Here is a 13100-nt window from a genome sequence, read left to right on the forward strand (position 1 = left end):
ATAACCACCATAATATATTTTATCACGAATTTACAGCTTGTTTAATAATTTGTTTTATTAAATCATCAAGTTTTTTACCCTTATCATTAAACTCACGCATAATAAGTATTTTATCATCGGACTTTTCATCTTTATCCTTCTTTTTATCCATTTTTATAACCCCCTTGCATTTCATTTGTTATAAATATATGAGTTTATAGATTGTACACTTGCAAATATTTAAAATTATTACTTTATTGCTGATATCATTAATAAAATAATGTAAGTTTATGAAAAACAAAAGAGACCAATTCCTATGTCGGCTGCATATGAATAATCAAATTTTCATTTCCTTACATTTTAGATAAAAAAATAAAGCCTTCAAGGCTTTATTTTCCCTTTAATTGTTTTTATTTTTTTAACGGTAAAAAATAAAGTGTTATTTACTTAATGCCTTCTCCTCCGTTTCACTCATCCATTTCTCATTCTCTATTTTCTGCGAATAAAGCCTGAATTCATTTAAAACTGTCTTATGCACACTTACAGATTTTGGCAAATCAGCCGGCTTTCGTCCAAAGTCTTCTACAAATACTATTCTTTCATTCTTTGGTTCATATTTGTAATGATTTATACAGCTTCTTACCAGTGCGTCATCGCTTAGCGTACTTTTCTTTGACATCGACATTGCGTTTTGCCTCTGTAGCTCCATCATCCCTGCTATAAGGCCTTCCTCTTCTTCTCTTTCTTTCATCCTCTTTTGCTTCACATATTCACCCGTCTCCTTATTATGTCTAACTTTATTCTCCTTCTTCTTTCTCTCTTTCTCTTCTGCATATTCAGGAAACTGCTTCAATATCTTTGATACTGCTTGCTTTGTTACGCCAATTTCTCTCGCTATTTCTGTGCATGTCATTTTCTCTAAAAAGTACAATGCATAAACTTTATCTTTATCGCACATCTCATGGCCCCCTTTTTATTTTAGTTTCAAAAAAATTTTCCGATAATATATGGTAGCCAAACAAGTCAGGAGTGTAAGAAATATAAAATTTGATCTTGGCATGATTTTAAGTATAAGAGGTGTTTTTAAATGATAAACAAAGTAAAAAATTTTTTTAGCAAATATATAGAAGCTAATAAAATGCAATCTAAATTTATTCTCTTTTCAAAATGTCATCCACTATGCTTGTGTATAATGAGATATGTAGCCGTCATAATAGTTGTTCTAGCTTTTCTTAAAACTTTAATTATTTACATGATAACTAATCAGTTTCAAACAACAAATCTTCTATTATCATTATTTTTGTTCATCGCTTTTTTACTAATGTCAGTATTAATTGAAACTTGCTCGAAAAATCTAAACAAAGTTATAATCCAAAATAAAATTGGTAAAATCCTTGCTGAGTACTCATCACTGGATTTAGCAATAGACCATTTATCTAGAATAATTTTTGAAAGTAGCACTAATAAGGACGTCTTAGAAAAAGAGATTGGCGCTTCTAATATGCCAAATATAATAAATGGAACAATGCAGATTATAAGTTTTTTAGTTGGTTTTTTTGCTAATACACTTTCTGAAATATTTAGAATTTCAATTAATAAGGATATAGGTACAGTTTTCCCAAATTTAAACACGTTTTACGAAAGTATTTTTATTTTCAGTGCGGTTTATGTTATTATATTGTTTACTCTCTATCTTTTAGCAGAAATATTCAAATCATATAATTTATATTATATTCATATGTTTGACTATCAAATTAAATATGTTCAGTATACAAAAACCAAATTAATTGAGAAAAAAAATAAAAAAGCAAGAAATATTATCTATATCACCCATTTTAAAAGACAAAAAAATACATAATGAATTATTTATATCAATAAACTATATGTAATCACGGCTAATAAAATAGAAGATAGAAATGATAGTAAAATATAAGATGGTGGTATAAAAAAATTTCTACCGATGAATAAAAAAGCAACAAAATTTATCTGCATTACTAAAAATGCAATAATTGACGGTAATATTTTTATACCCGGAATTCCTTGAATAGCTACATAAAAAATTATATTCAGTATTAGAAAAGCAAATAAAGTAATTATAATTAATATGATAGTTCCGGGTTCAAAACCTTTAAATTTTTTCATTGAAAATCATCCCCTTCTAAAAATGAGTTATACACAATTTCACTTATGTTTAGTTGACTTTTTGCTAACAACTTTTAGACATACTACGGCTATATATTATGTCTTTATCATCAGTTTCCAGCCTTCGCCTACTTTTTCTATCCTTGTTGACGTCATTCTCATTAGCCTATCTGCTATCTTTATCAGCAGATCTTTATTTTTGATTGGCCTAAATTCTACCCACATTATTATCTACCTTCCTTTCATCGTGCATCTCTTTTATTCTTGTATATATAGCTCAGCTAATGGCTATAAAACTCTTCTTCGTCTACTTCTTTATAGCCGATTATTTCTTCACTGTCTAGAGTAAAATCATCTGCCATAAGCCTTTCTCGCGTTATTGTAGCTCTCACGATTGCTACTTTCATATAAGCATCTCTCCCATCATAAAATTTCCTTTCATTTTTCTTGTTTATAGAAGGATATTCAGACTTTGTGTCGAATTAATGATTTAAATTTAATATATTATTATATCTGCAAAGTGCAAAGTTTTATGGCAAAAAAATATCTTCAAAAGACTTATTTAGCACCTTAGCAATTTTAAGCGCTATTGATAACGGCATTCTTCTATTGCCATTTTCTAATTGTGAATAGTAGCTTTCTGAAATATTAAGTTTTTTTGCCATATATAATTGCGTATACCCCATACTTTTTCGTATTTCTTTTAGTTTGTACATACATACTCTCCTAACTTTGCAATTTGTCATCTTGATATTATTATAGATTTGTCTTTGCATTTTGTCAAGTTATAAATTATAATTTTTTATTTTGCAAAGTTTATTTGACTTTGCTATTTGTAAAGTTATAATAATATTTAGGTGGTGTAATTGGATGAGCTTTGGTAAAAGATTTAAGACACTCCGATTAGAGAAAAACTTAACACAAGCAGAATTAGCAAAGATACTTTCGATTGGAGAATCAACAATTTCATTCTATGAATCTGATAAACGTGAACCTGATTATGAAACCCTACAAAAAATAGCCGATTTCTTTGACGTATCGGTGGATTATTTATTGGGTAGAACAGATAAGAGAAACATAGATGTATCAAATGACGTCGATGAAAGGCTTCACAAAGTCATGCAGGAATTAGGTCCCGATGTTCTTTTGGCATTTTATGATCTTCCAAATATGACTGATGAAGAGAAAGAAAATGTTATTACTCTGCTTGAAGTCATAAAAGCAAAAAGAGAGAAGAAAAAGAAAAAAGAATAATAAAGGGGGAAAATTAAGATAATCATGAATATAAAATATATAAGTCCTTTTGTCGACAATCAAGTTAATTGTTCGATATATAATTGGTAAAAATGCAGGTAAAATAATTGAAAATCGCATTAAAAAATCAGAAAAGTCAATAAAAATTTTATCGCCTTATGTTAGTCCATCACTTATTGATTTGTTATTAGAAAAAAAAGAAACTGTGAAAGATATAAAATTAATTTCCTCTGCTAAAATTGACGATTTTCGGTATCCCAAAAACTCCATTTTATTAAGAAAATTAATTTTGCAAAATCGTAATACTGATGAAGATGCCATAAACAAACGCAAAAGCTTATATAATTTTACTGTTTATTTAACCTTAATACTTATTATTTATACTTTGATTTCTATTGTGCTTTTAGCAACAAAAAATATTAATCTTTTTACTTTAACACCATATGTTTATATGATTTCTGTGATCTTAATATTATTTCTAAGAAAAAAAATATTATCTATTAGAACCTATACCTATAGTTATACTACTCCTTTTTTTATAAAATTTATAAATGATGATGAACTTTTTTTGCATTATAAACTTTATATAATCGACAATTCATATGCTTTTTTAGGCTCCTTAAATTTTACAAGAAAAGGACTTTTTGATAATTATGAATCATGTATAACTATAAAAGATGAAAAAGTTGTGAAAAAACTCTCTGATTATTTCGATTATATAACAAATATATCATGCAGACAAGTTGATATATCATTGTGGGGACGTATAATTCACGGTGAGCCTATAAACTAGATATTATTTTATTAAGAAACGATTTTTATATTAAAACAGAATTAAAAGTTGCATAATAGCAAGAAACATCAATGATAATTAAAAGGAAGCCTCATCTATACGATGAGAAGCCTTCGCTATTCATAAAAAACATTGAAAAAGCTGAGACTATCTATTTCCCAGCTTTTTGCTTAATTCTACTATTTTATTATCATGATACAATGTTTTAATTGTCATGTTATTCACATCTATTTGAATTCTGTCGATCTTTTCATTTATTTTGTCAATTTTTTCATGCATAACCTGCCTGTCATCAAATAAAGCTCTTATTTTGTCGGTTATCTCACTGTCAATTTTGGTACCAAGTTTTTTTATTTCTTCCTTTGCGGTATATATTTCCGACTTTAAATCAGTTATTGCTTCCCTTGCAGTATATACTTCTGTCTTTAAATCAGCCATTTCTTCCTTTACAGTATATACTTCCGACTTTAAATCAATTATTGCTTCATTTAAGTTTCCCATGTTGTCGCTAATTTTTTCTAATAAAAAAAGAATTTTCTCTTCATCCATCAATAAAAACCCTCACTTTTTTAGTTCGGAGATTTCTTTCTATGAATTTATTTTAAAGCATAAAATTTGAAAATTCAATAGTATTTAAGACTTATTTTAGTCTATCTTAAAGCTCTCTTTTCTGTCATGCTCATCCATTTCTCATCCTCTATGTTTTGCATATACTCATAAGATCCATTTAAGATCTTTTTATGTACTTTTATTGCTTTTGGCAAATCAGCAGGCTTACGTCCAAAGTCTTCTATAAATACTATTCTTTCATTCTTTGGCTCATATCTGTAATGATTTATACAGCTTTTTACCAGTGCATCATCGCTTAGCGTCCTTTTCTTTGACATTGACACTGCATTCTGTCTCTGTAGCTCCATCATCCCTGCTATAAGGCCTTCCTCTTCTTCTCTTTCTTTCATCCTCTTTTGCTTAACATATTCTCCTGTCTCTTTATTATGCCTAACTTTATTCTCCTGCTTCTTTCGCTCTTTTTCTTCTGCATATTCAGGAAACTGCTTCAATATCTTCGATACTGCTTGCTTTGTTACGCCAACTTCTTTAGCTATCTCTGTGCATGTCATTTTCTCTAAAAAGTACAATGCATAAACTTTATCTTTATCACACATCTAATAATCCCTCTTTTCATTTAAGTTGACTTTTTGCTAACAATTTTTGGACATACTACGGCTATATATTAAGTTTTTATCATCAGTTTCCAACCTTCGCCTACTTTTTCTATCCTTGTTGGCGTTATTCTCATAAGTCCATCTGCTATTCTTATTAACAGATCTTTATTCTTGATTGGCCTGAATTCCACCCACATTATTCTCTACCTGCCCTTCTTCATACATCTTTTTAATTCTTTTATACAATAGCTCAGCTAACGATCTACTCTTCTTCGTCTACTTCTTCATAGTCGATTATTTCTTCACTGTCAGGTACAAAATTATCTGCCATAAGCTTTTCTCGCGTTATTGTAGCTCTTACAATCGCTACTTTCATGAGAATGCCGCTCTTTTTCTTTAAATTTAAAAAATCAGAACACAATTAAATTATTTTGTATTCAATATGAGTTTTAATAATATTTTAGAACTATTTGTTCGGTTATCAGCAAAAGTTTTATTACTTGTAATAAAAAGTTAATAAACAATTTTAGTCATAGTTTTTATAGAATAATTTATTGCATGTGATTTGGATTATATAATTTTGTTTATTATAAATTATCATTCCTCCCAATTTCTCCTCTACTTATTCAGAACATTTTGTTCTATATCTAATTGTATTATATCGAACATATAGTTCTATGTCAAGAACTTTTTGTTCGTATTAGCAAAGAGAATCGAACATTATGTTATAATAGAATTTAAGAATAAAGAGTGGTGAATGCATATGTTTGGCAAAAGAATAAAAGAATTAAGAAAAAAGAAAGGATTAACGCAAAAATCTTTAGCATCATATTTAGGCATCTCAGATAGAGCAATAGGTTACTACGAAAATGAACAACGAACTCCTCCTCCAGACATACTTCAAAAAATAGCCGACTTCTTCGACGTATCGGTAGATTATCTATTGGGTAGAACAGATAAGAGAAACATAGATGTATCAAATGACGTCGATGAAAGGCTTCACAAAGTCATGCAGGAATTAGGTCCCGATGTTCTTTTGGCATTTTATGATCTTCCTAATATGACTGATGAAGAAAAAGAAAATGTTATTACTCTGCTTGAAGTCATAAAAGCAAAAAGAGAAAAGCAAAAGAAAAAAGGATAAAAATTTGGCATTATTTTTTAAAAGGAAGTGATACAAATAAAGCCATTTGTTAATAATCAACAAAAGTTTTATCCTCTTATATTAACTATAATTAATAGATTTATTTAGTGGCAAAATAAAAAAGTTTAGATATAAAATTCATTTTCTTTTGCTAAAGTAAAAGATTTATATAACCCTCAAAATTCCTTATTACCGTATCAGCCACCCATAATCCTGCCTGCAATCAACTATATAATCAACGTACACTGTCTGGTCCTTAATCTGATACAAAATCAAATACCGTTTCTCTACGAACATCTTGTGATATTTATTCGAAGGGATAAATTCTACCTCCAGAAATGGAAAACGCTCCGGCATTTCATGCAGAGAACGGATAGCATTCATTAAGCCATTTTTTACCTTACGGGCGGCAGTAGGACTTTTCTGTGCCAGAAAGCGGACATGGCCCGCCAACATTTGGCGGGCACGATCGGAAACAATCACATTATACTGAACCTTCTTTTCCATGCTCCACCTCATCAATAATGCTGTCCAGATAGCTGTCCAGTTCATCCGGTGTAACCCCGGTACGTCCTGCCAAACGGTCTTCCTCGACAGCCAGCAATTCTTCGCGCAACTTCAGCATTTTTTCACGGCGGGTAAATGCCTCTATATCCATGACAACAAGATCACCTTCCCCGTTTTTAGTAAGAAAAACAGGTTCTCCGGTAGACTTGCATAAAGCCGCAATTTCATTGTAATTCTGCCTGATGCTTGCGGACGGTTTAATCTGCATGATATCAACTCCTTATAGTAATATTCTAATCATATTATACTCTTTTCATGCTATGATATCAATTAATTCTTCTTATTATAGAAGTATTTTTTTATTTTGCTTTTCTTTACACTATTTAGGATTGTCAGTTTACAATTATAGTATCTAGGAAGTATGTGAATAATATTATTTTCATTTCATCTGTCTTCGTAAAAAAATTATTGAATATTTTTAATACTCATGATAAACTATTCATATACAAACGTAAGTTTGCATTAAAAGGAGGACAAGCTATGTACTACACTATGGCACAAAAAGCTAACAAATTGCTATTAAAATATAATATTATCAACTTCCCTATTAATACTGAAATAATTGAATACATAATTGAAAATGAAGGCCTTGAAATTGAATTTACAGATTCTATTAAAAATGCAGTAATAATAGATAATGCAATTTATATGAATAAACCTGATAACATGCGCGATTATCGTTCTTTTATTGTGCACGAATATGGACATTTTACTTATCAATGTGGAAATATTGAATATCTGCCAAATAAAAATAAATATGAAATGGAGGCTCAAGCCTTTGCAGCATATTTTTTAATGCCAATCGGCATTTTTGAAAAGCATCTTGAATTAGAAGAAAATGATTATGAACTGTCGCAGGATTTCGGAGTAACATTAGAGCTTGTAAAATTTAGAAAAAATTTAACAAAAGCACTAATTGACAGCGGAGAATATAACTTATTAGTATATAGCTTATATTTCAGAAAAGATGATTTAAAAAATATAATTATAAATAATAATACAGATGAAGAAATATATAAAAGAATAATATGAATGTAAATACTACAAAAAATCAATGGATTACAAAAAATTATGCCCTGTATAGAGCAGTTACTCCATACAGGGCTTTAATATTAAATCTTTGGTCCAATTATTTCTGATTTTGAATGGTCATATATTGAACCTTTAACTCTTACAGTAATGGTATCCGTCACAGTCTTTATTCCACCACTTAGAACTTGTTTATACGCAGTAAATACTATCTGGTAAGTTCCATCAGCCATATCTTTAGGAATTATTACTACAATATCCCTTCCTTCTGCCTTTGTATGTTTTGTATGCCATGTCATCACATCTTGTGGTGGATTAGTTAAAGTAATATCTGATGTCAAAGTCGTAACATTAGAAGTAGTAAACTCATTTTTAGAATACCACATCTTTGCTTCTACCCGGTAAGCTTTCCCTTCCGTATGTGCATATAAAATCATTGCTTCGCCAGCTTTGTATGTGGTCTTGTTCGAACTTCCGATAACAATAAGCTTTCCTTGAACTTGTACTGTAACTGTATATGGATCCGACCACATCGGTGTAAGATTTGGATTTCTACTTGTTGGGTCATCTAATACTCTTAGTTGTATCTTATACGTCCCGTCATCTCCAAATCCCATTTCCTCAAAAGTGGGCTTCCACTCGCTTATTGTTACCCATGTCCCGTCAGGCTTTTGAACCTTCCACTCTCTAGCCACAATTGGATCTCCGTCTGGATCATAGCTTGTGTCGTCTATTGAATATAATTCATCAGCTACTACTGGATTTGGATTTATTGTAAATCTGGCCACAGGCTTATTGTTCTCCGGTATAATAGTTACAGTCTGTGTGTATGGCTCTGACCATAATGGTGTACCAATGCGAGGATTATCTCTGACTTTAAGCTCTATCGTATATGTCCCAATACCCAGTGAAGAGATATTATTTGGCATCGTACCGCCATAATTTATCCACGTCCCGTCAGTCTTTTGTACTCTCCATTGCCACTCTGCAATAGGATCGCCATTTGGATCATAGCTTTGATCAGTTATGTTAATTGTCTTATTAATAACCTGTGTAATAGGATTAACAGTAAACTGTGCAACAGGCGGTAAATTTATATTCTGCGTCGTTATTGTCTGCACTTTAGGTTCACTCCATGCTCCTTCTAAATCTTGTACTCTAAGGTATACCAAATAAGTATATCCTACAGGAAAAATGCCTGACATTTTACCATCGTGCCACGATGCTTCATTTACTTCTTTCCATTTCCATTCCCATGCGTGAATACCTTTGTTTGACAGTGACATATGATCAAGATCATAGCTTTGATCAGCAATTGAAACAACATAATTAGAACCGCTGGGCGTCATAGATACAGCAAACTGTGCAATGGGTCTTCTATGAACATATATATACATGCTGCTTAGAGGCTTATAGCTCCACAATCTGTAGTTATCAAATCTATTGTCATCTTTAGGATTATCTCTCGCCTGATACTGAACCTCATATTTACCAACTTTATCAAATACAGTTACAGGACTGGAAAGATACTGTCCACTGAATGTCGCAAGGCCGAGGCTATTTTCAAAGTAATTTGGGTCATGCAGGTACATCCATCGCTCCTGATATTTTGTATCATTTTCCGGGTCATTGTAGTAAGTGTTGTAGCTAACTTCCTCGCCAAGCAGTACATACTGCTCAAGAAGCTTCGGCATGGACTCAACAATGCTTATAATGTAGTCAACAGCCTGGTTGAGCGCCGTGTCCATATTTGTATTGTAGAAAAATGTGCCTTTACCGTCATTCTTTGATATAAAGGTCTGATATTGGCTTTTATTGGTATCCATGCCGAGGCCTATGAAATAAGCATTGGCCGAAAGTATTCTCGATAGGATGTCACCCAATTTGAGCGGATCATTTAATTCAGGAAGCTCTACGTCGCTTATATTTACCAGAAAACGAACTGAGTTGTCCCGCCATGTGGTGGTCTTTAAGGCTTCGTCTAATGTTTTTATACTTTCGGTAGTAATCTGTATGTCCTTATAATACGCACTGGGCTGGTCCCAGACGTAAAATCCATAGCTTCCTTGACTGTAGTAATTTGAGTCCGTGTCAGTCCATTCAATATCGAGGCTACCATCCCTGTATATCTTGATATTGTTGCCCTTAACCTCTATCCTCACATTCCAAGTCTGCCCACGATAGAAGTATGGAAAAGACCCGCCGGTTTTTACCACCTGGAAACCGCCATTTACCACTTTTGCAAGCACGCTTCTCTGATCATAACGCACATTTCCGCAGGCGGAATGGTTATCTATAATGTATACATAGTAATTATTCACGTCTTTCATCCGAAACATGAATCCCATTTCGCCGTGTTCAAATTCTGTAGCATCATTGCGTATCCCAAGCTTATAGTTCACCGTTAAGTCTTTCGTAGAAAACGCGTTTGGTTTATACCAGCCGACCGCGGGCCTGCTGCCGACATTGCAGACAACGGCATTTAAGCTGCTGTCGTAACTCCATGCGTTTGAAGGCGGCGTCCCAGAATTGCCGACGTAGAAACTTACCCAATTTGAAAAAATAGCGGAAGGGTCTTGAGTCTGGGTAGAAGTCGTTGCCGTTTCTATCGCCTCTATGCGCGCATCTATATTTTTTGCGGCAAGTTTAGTCTGAATGATGCTGTTTATCTTACTGTTTAAGTTTTGAGTCTTACTCGAATTTGTTTTCCCTACTGTAAATACTACATCTATCTTAGGCTTTTTCAGCACTTCAAAATCTACAACAGGCTGTAAGTTTATAACCTCGCATATTTTGTCGTTTATTGACTTATCCGAAGTATCGTCCGTCCTGTAGTCCGAAGGGGAAATAAATTCACCTATTGTGTCTTCTCCAAAGCTCTCTTTTATGGAAAGCTCAAATAAATATTTTCCCACATGCGTCGTATAAAGGACAGGGTTTATATTATTGCCGCTGTCCAAGGTGGCCCAACTTTCATCGTCGAAGCTGCCGTTATTGTTAGAATCGTATTTATACCTCCATATCCTCTGCGATATATAGTCACCGTCGGAAGAATAGGATGAATCTATAAGCTCTATTTTCGCCTTATTCCCATTTTGGGGGTCTCTCAGTACCGTCGTCATCACAAAAAAATCCGCAACCGGCGGCAAATCCGAGCCAATCGATAAAATTTTTTCATACCAGTCAGAGTAATTTCCTGCACTATTCTTTACCTTTACTCTTACTTTGTAGTCTCCCGCTTTCTTAAAAAGAACCGTTCTTGTCTTCATATCCGTTGATGACACTATCTTTATATCATCCTGCGTTAATCCACTGCTTACAGATGTTATATCCCATTCTGTCGCATCCCATACCATTGGATATTTGGGTGATGTATAGCTGCCTGACGCATCTAACACTACCTTCCTGTTTTCTTTCAAAGCACCTGCATAATCAAAAAACGCTTCAGGAACAGCAGGTTTCACTTCTATCGTCTTCTCTGCAGTGTCTTTTAATCCATCATTGTCTGTTACAGTAAGCTTAATAGTATATGTTCCAACATTACTAAATGATAGTGTACCGCTGTCACCCGAAATAGAGCCTTCAATACCGATTGAAGGATTAAATGTCCAGTTATAATTTGTTATAACCCCATCAGTATCATAACTTGAAGAACTTATTCTAACATCATCACCCTGTATAACTTCTGATGGCGCATTTATCCCAGCAACTGGCGGTACAGGTGTCGGAGCTGGTGGAGGTGTAGGTTCCGGTGTTGGCACATCTTCATATTGACCAATTATTTTTGTCGTTTCTGCTTCCGAAGATTTATTTATACTTTGGTCATAAACGCGTACTTTTGCCCAAACTTTATCTCCCGGTTTTGCATTAACTATTAATTTTGTATATTTTGCCTTTGAAAGAGATGTTAAATCCTGCAGCACAGTACCATCTGAACCAAGCAAATCAACTCCATTCACTTGAAGCCAAAATCTTACACCAAAAGGTCCTGTACCACTTGACACTGAAGAACTGGCATCAATGGTTGCATTTACATTTCCTGACGTTCCTGCTTTAAGAGATGATGGATCTAATGTAAGGTTTATTCCCGCCTGTATATTTCCTGGAGGAAGAGGAGGTTTTGTAGCAGCAGTTACAGAGAAGGTGTAATCCTTTCTCGTAATCCTGCCTACCGCATCTTGTGTATATAAAGTTACGGTATGTTGACCTGCAGAAAAAGTCTTTGTAATTGTATCAGTAAAATTTTGTTGATTTAACAACGTTTTAGCACTAATAACTCTTTGTCCATCTATGTCAACTGTATATACGACTTTATCTTGAAGTCCTAACGTGCTTTTCAAATCACTATTCCAAAAGTTAAAAAACGATATTCCAGAAACCATAATCTTTACATTATCATTTTCCTTAGGATTTGTTGGTGAAATAGATATGTTTGCAGAAGGAGGCCTCGTTGTAGCAACATATACTTCTCCTTTGCCTCCCTTCTCATCTAATACCTTATATCCTGTTACATGAGCACCACATAGCTCAGTAATGTATCTAATATATACACGATCAGAACCTGATATATTAAGCTTGATTTGACTTAAATATGTATTGACGAAAGATGGATTTCCACCAAATGCTGTTATCCACTGTTGTATGGTACTATACTTTATGAAATTGTATTGTTCTGCACTACCACCTGCATAGATGTGTCTTACCACCTTGTCATATCCTGAAAGTGTGCCATCTACCATCACATTCCACTTACCTGAGTAAAGTTTCTTATCGTTAGGTTTTTGAGGTATTGGATTGGGGACTAAATAATTATACGATCTACTAGGATTTAGCGTTACAGGAGTATCAATAGCTAAATTCAAATCACCTGAATCATCTATTACTGCAGCATAAACATTTTTAGTTTTAGGTATGTAAATTAATCCTGTCAAAAAAGTAATTAAAGTGATAATAGATAAAATTCTTTTAAATCGCTTTAACAAAAGTATCAACTCCCTCTTAAATTTTTTCTATAAAAAAAGAAGCC

Annotated in this window: 17 protein-coding genes; 5 read left to right on the forward strand and 12 right to left on the reverse strand. The window is 32.9% G+C overall.

The window, feature by feature from the left end:
• Nucleotides 1-22 precede the first annotated feature (22 nt).
• Complete coding sequence (locus tag J2Z80_RS15155) at nucleotides 23-151, reverse strand: hypothetical protein (RefSeq protein WP_280953168.1); 129 nt, start codon at nucleotides 149-151, stop codon at nucleotides 23-25.
• A 267-nt stretch (nucleotides 152-418) separates the two neighbouring features.
• A complete protein-coding gene (locus J2Z80_RS04265; RefSeq protein WP_209453286.1) occupies nucleotides 419-937 on the reverse strand; it encodes a MarR family transcriptional regulator in 519 nt (172 codons plus the stop codon).
• A gap of 129 nt (nucleotides 938-1066) precedes the next feature.
• Between J2Z80_RS04265 and J2Z80_RS04270 the strand changes: the two genes are divergently transcribed.
• Nucleotides 1067-1837, forward strand: coding sequence for a hypothetical protein (locus J2Z80_RS04270; protein WP_209453287.1), 771 nt, complete (start codon nucleotides 1067-1069; stop codon nucleotides 1835-1837).
• Nucleotides 1838-1845: 8 nt separating this feature from the next.
• Here the strand turns inward: J2Z80_RS04270 and J2Z80_RS04275 are convergent, their stop codons facing one another.
• The 4 genes from J2Z80_RS04275 to J2Z80_RS04280 form a co-directional block, all read right to left on the reverse strand.
• Entirely contained in the window at nucleotides 1846-2121 is a 276-nt protein-coding gene (locus J2Z80_RS04275; protein ID WP_209453288.1) for a hypothetical protein, read from the reverse strand.
• A 96-nt stretch (nucleotides 2122-2217) separates the two neighbouring features.
• Nucleotides 2218-2346, reverse strand: a complete 129-nt coding sequence (locus J2Z80_RS15160; protein WP_280953169.1) for a hypothetical protein — start codon at nucleotides 2344-2346, stop codon at nucleotides 2218-2220.
• 56 nt (nucleotides 2347-2402) lie between these two features.
• Entirely contained in the window at nucleotides 2403-2528 is a 126-nt protein-coding gene (locus tag J2Z80_RS15165) for a hypothetical protein (protein WP_280953170.1), read from the reverse strand.
• 123 nt (nucleotides 2529-2651) lie between these two features.
• On the reverse strand, nucleotides 2652-2837 hold the full coding sequence (locus J2Z80_RS04280) for a helix-turn-helix transcriptional regulator (RefSeq protein ID WP_209453289.1): 186 nt from the start codon (nucleotides 2835-2837) through the stop codon (nucleotides 2652-2654).
• Nucleotides 2838-2991: 154 nt separating this feature from the next.
• Here J2Z80_RS04280 and J2Z80_RS04285 point away from each other — a divergent pair, with 154 nt between their 5' ends.
• Nucleotides 2992-3375 carry a helix-turn-helix domain-containing protein gene (locus tag J2Z80_RS04285; protein WP_209453290.1) on the forward strand — a complete coding sequence of 128 codons (384 nt, stop codon included), beginning with the start codon at nucleotides 2992-2994 and terminating at the stop codon, nucleotides 3373-3375.
• Between the two features lie 205 nt (nucleotides 3376-3580).
• Nucleotides 3581-4168 carry a phospholipase D family protein gene (locus tag J2Z80_RS15275; RefSeq protein ID WP_349292575.1) on the forward strand — a complete coding sequence of 196 codons (588 nt, stop codon included), beginning with the start codon at nucleotides 3581-3583 and terminating at the stop codon, nucleotides 4166-4168.
• A 147-nt stretch (nucleotides 4169-4315) separates the two neighbouring features.
• Here the strand turns inward: J2Z80_RS15275 and J2Z80_RS04295 are convergent, their stop codons facing one another.
• The 3 genes from J2Z80_RS04295 to J2Z80_RS15170 form a co-directional block, all read right to left on the reverse strand.
• Nucleotides 4316-4717 (reverse strand): coiled-coil domain-containing protein, encoded by a 402-nt coding sequence (locus J2Z80_RS04295; RefSeq protein WP_209453291.1) that lies wholly within the window; start codon nucleotides 4715-4717, stop codon nucleotides 4316-4318.
• Between the two features lie 101 nt (nucleotides 4718-4818).
• Nucleotides 4819-5334: a helix-turn-helix domain-containing protein gene (locus tag J2Z80_RS04300; RefSeq protein WP_209453292.1), complete on the reverse strand. Its 516-nt coding sequence runs from the start codon at nucleotides 5332-5334 to the stop codon at nucleotides 4819-4821.
• Nucleotides 5335-5402: 68 nt separating this feature from the next.
• A complete protein-coding gene (locus J2Z80_RS15170; RefSeq protein ID WP_280953171.1) occupies nucleotides 5403-5531 on the reverse strand; it encodes a hypothetical protein in 129 nt (42 codons plus the stop codon).
• A 566-nt stretch (nucleotides 5532-6097) separates the two neighbouring features.
• Here J2Z80_RS15170 and J2Z80_RS04310 point away from each other — a divergent pair.
• Nucleotides 6098-6478 (forward strand): helix-turn-helix domain-containing protein, encoded by a 381-nt coding sequence (locus J2Z80_RS04310; protein ID WP_209453293.1) that lies wholly within the window; start codon nucleotides 6098-6100, stop codon nucleotides 6476-6478.
• A gap of 189 nt (nucleotides 6479-6667) precedes the next feature.
• Here J2Z80_RS04310 and J2Z80_RS04315 read toward each other — a convergent pair whose 3' ends face one another.
• Entirely contained in the window at nucleotides 6668-6985 is a 318-nt protein-coding gene (locus J2Z80_RS04315; protein ID WP_209453294.1) for a type II toxin-antitoxin system RelE/ParE family toxin, read from the reverse strand.
• A complete protein-coding gene (locus tag J2Z80_RS04320; RefSeq protein ID WP_014757771.1) occupies nucleotides 6963-7253 on the reverse strand; it encodes a type II toxin-antitoxin system prevent-host-death family antitoxin in 291 nt (96 codons plus the stop codon). Before J2Z80_RS04320 ends, J2Z80_RS04315 begins: the two co-directional genes overlap by 23 nt.
• Nucleotides 7254-7525: 272 nt before the next feature.
• Here J2Z80_RS04320 and J2Z80_RS04325 point away from each other — a divergent pair, with 272 nt between their 5' ends.
• A complete protein-coding gene (locus J2Z80_RS04325; protein ID WP_209453295.1) occupies nucleotides 7526-8077 on the forward strand; it encodes an ImmA/IrrE family metallo-endopeptidase in 552 nt (183 codons plus the stop codon).
• An 80-nt stretch (nucleotides 8078-8157) separates the two neighbouring features.
• Here the strand turns inward: J2Z80_RS04325 and J2Z80_RS14975 are convergent, their stop codons facing one another.
• On the reverse strand, nucleotides 8158-13056 hold the full coding sequence (locus J2Z80_RS14975; RefSeq protein WP_245301137.1) for a PKD domain-containing protein: 4899 nt from the start codon (nucleotides 13054-13056) through the stop codon (nucleotides 8158-8160).
• Between the last annotated feature and the right edge of the window lie 44 nt (nucleotides 13057-13100).

This window comes from Thermoanaerobacterium butyriciformans (genome assembly GCF_017874545.1).
Taxonomy (GTDB): Bacteria; Bacillota; Thermoanaerobacteria; order Thermoanaerobacterales; family Thermoanaerobacteraceae; genus Thermoanaerobacterium; species Thermoanaerobacterium butyriciformans.

What these genes read in the sequence shown, in the direction of transcription:
- J2Z80_RS04325 (WP_209453295.1), top strand. Translation starts at nt 7,526, where the DNA reads ATGTACTACACTATGGCACAAAAAGCTAACAAATTGCTATTAAAATAT.
- J2Z80_RS04265 (WP_209453286.1), bottom strand. Translation starts at nt 937, where the DNA reads ATGTGCGATAAAGATAAAGTTTATGCATTGTACTTTTTAGAGAAAATG.
- J2Z80_RS04310 (WP_209453293.1), top strand. Translation starts at nt 6,098, where the DNA reads ATGTTTGGCAAAAGAATAAAAGAATTAAGAAAAAAGAAAGGATTAACG.
- J2Z80_RS15155 (WP_280953168.1), bottom strand. Translation starts at nt 151, where the DNA reads ATGGATAAAAAGAAGGATAAAGATGAAAAGTCCGATGATAAAATACTT.
- J2Z80_RS04270 (WP_209453287.1), top strand. Translation starts at nt 1,067, where the DNA reads ATGATAAACAAAGTAAAAAATTTTTTTAGCAAATATATAGAAGCTAAT.
- J2Z80_RS04285 (WP_209453290.1), top strand. Translation starts at nt 2,992, where the DNA reads ATGAGCTTTGGTAAAAGATTTAAGACACTCCGATTAGAGAAAAACTTA.
- J2Z80_RS04280 (WP_209453289.1), bottom strand. Translation starts at nt 2,837, where the DNA reads ATGTACAAACTAAAAGAAATACGAAAAAGTATGGGGTATACGCAATTA.
- J2Z80_RS15160 (WP_280953169.1), bottom strand. Translation starts at nt 2,346, where the DNA reads ATGTGGGTAGAATTTAGGCCAATCAAAAATAAAGATCTGCTGATAAAG.
- J2Z80_RS04295 (WP_209453291.1), bottom strand. Translation starts at nt 4,717, where the DNA reads ATGGATGAAGAGAAAATTCTTTTTTTATTAGAAAAAATTAGCGACAAC.
- J2Z80_RS04315 (WP_209453294.1), bottom strand. Translation starts at nt 6,985, where the DNA reads ATGGAAAAGAAGGTTCAGTATAATGTGATTGTTTCCGATCGTGCCCGC.
- J2Z80_RS04320 (WP_014757771.1), bottom strand. Translation starts at nt 7,253, where the DNA reads ATGCAGATTAAACCGTCCGCAAGCATCAGGCAGAATTACAATGAAATT.
- J2Z80_RS15165 (WP_280953170.1), bottom strand. Translation starts at nt 2,528, where the DNA reads ATGAAAGTAGCAATCGTGAGAGCTACAATAACGCGAGAAAGGCTTATG.
- J2Z80_RS04275 (WP_209453288.1), bottom strand. Translation starts at nt 2,121, where the DNA reads ATGAAAAAATTTAAAGGTTTTGAACCCGGAACTATCATATTAATTATA.
- J2Z80_RS15170 (WP_280953171.1), bottom strand. Translation starts at nt 5,531, where the DNA reads ATGTGGGTGGAATTCAGGCCAATCAAGAATAAAGATCTGTTAATAAGA.
- J2Z80_RS04300 (WP_209453292.1), bottom strand. Translation starts at nt 5,334, where the DNA reads ATGTGTGATAAAGATAAAGTTTATGCATTGTACTTTTTAGAGAAAATG.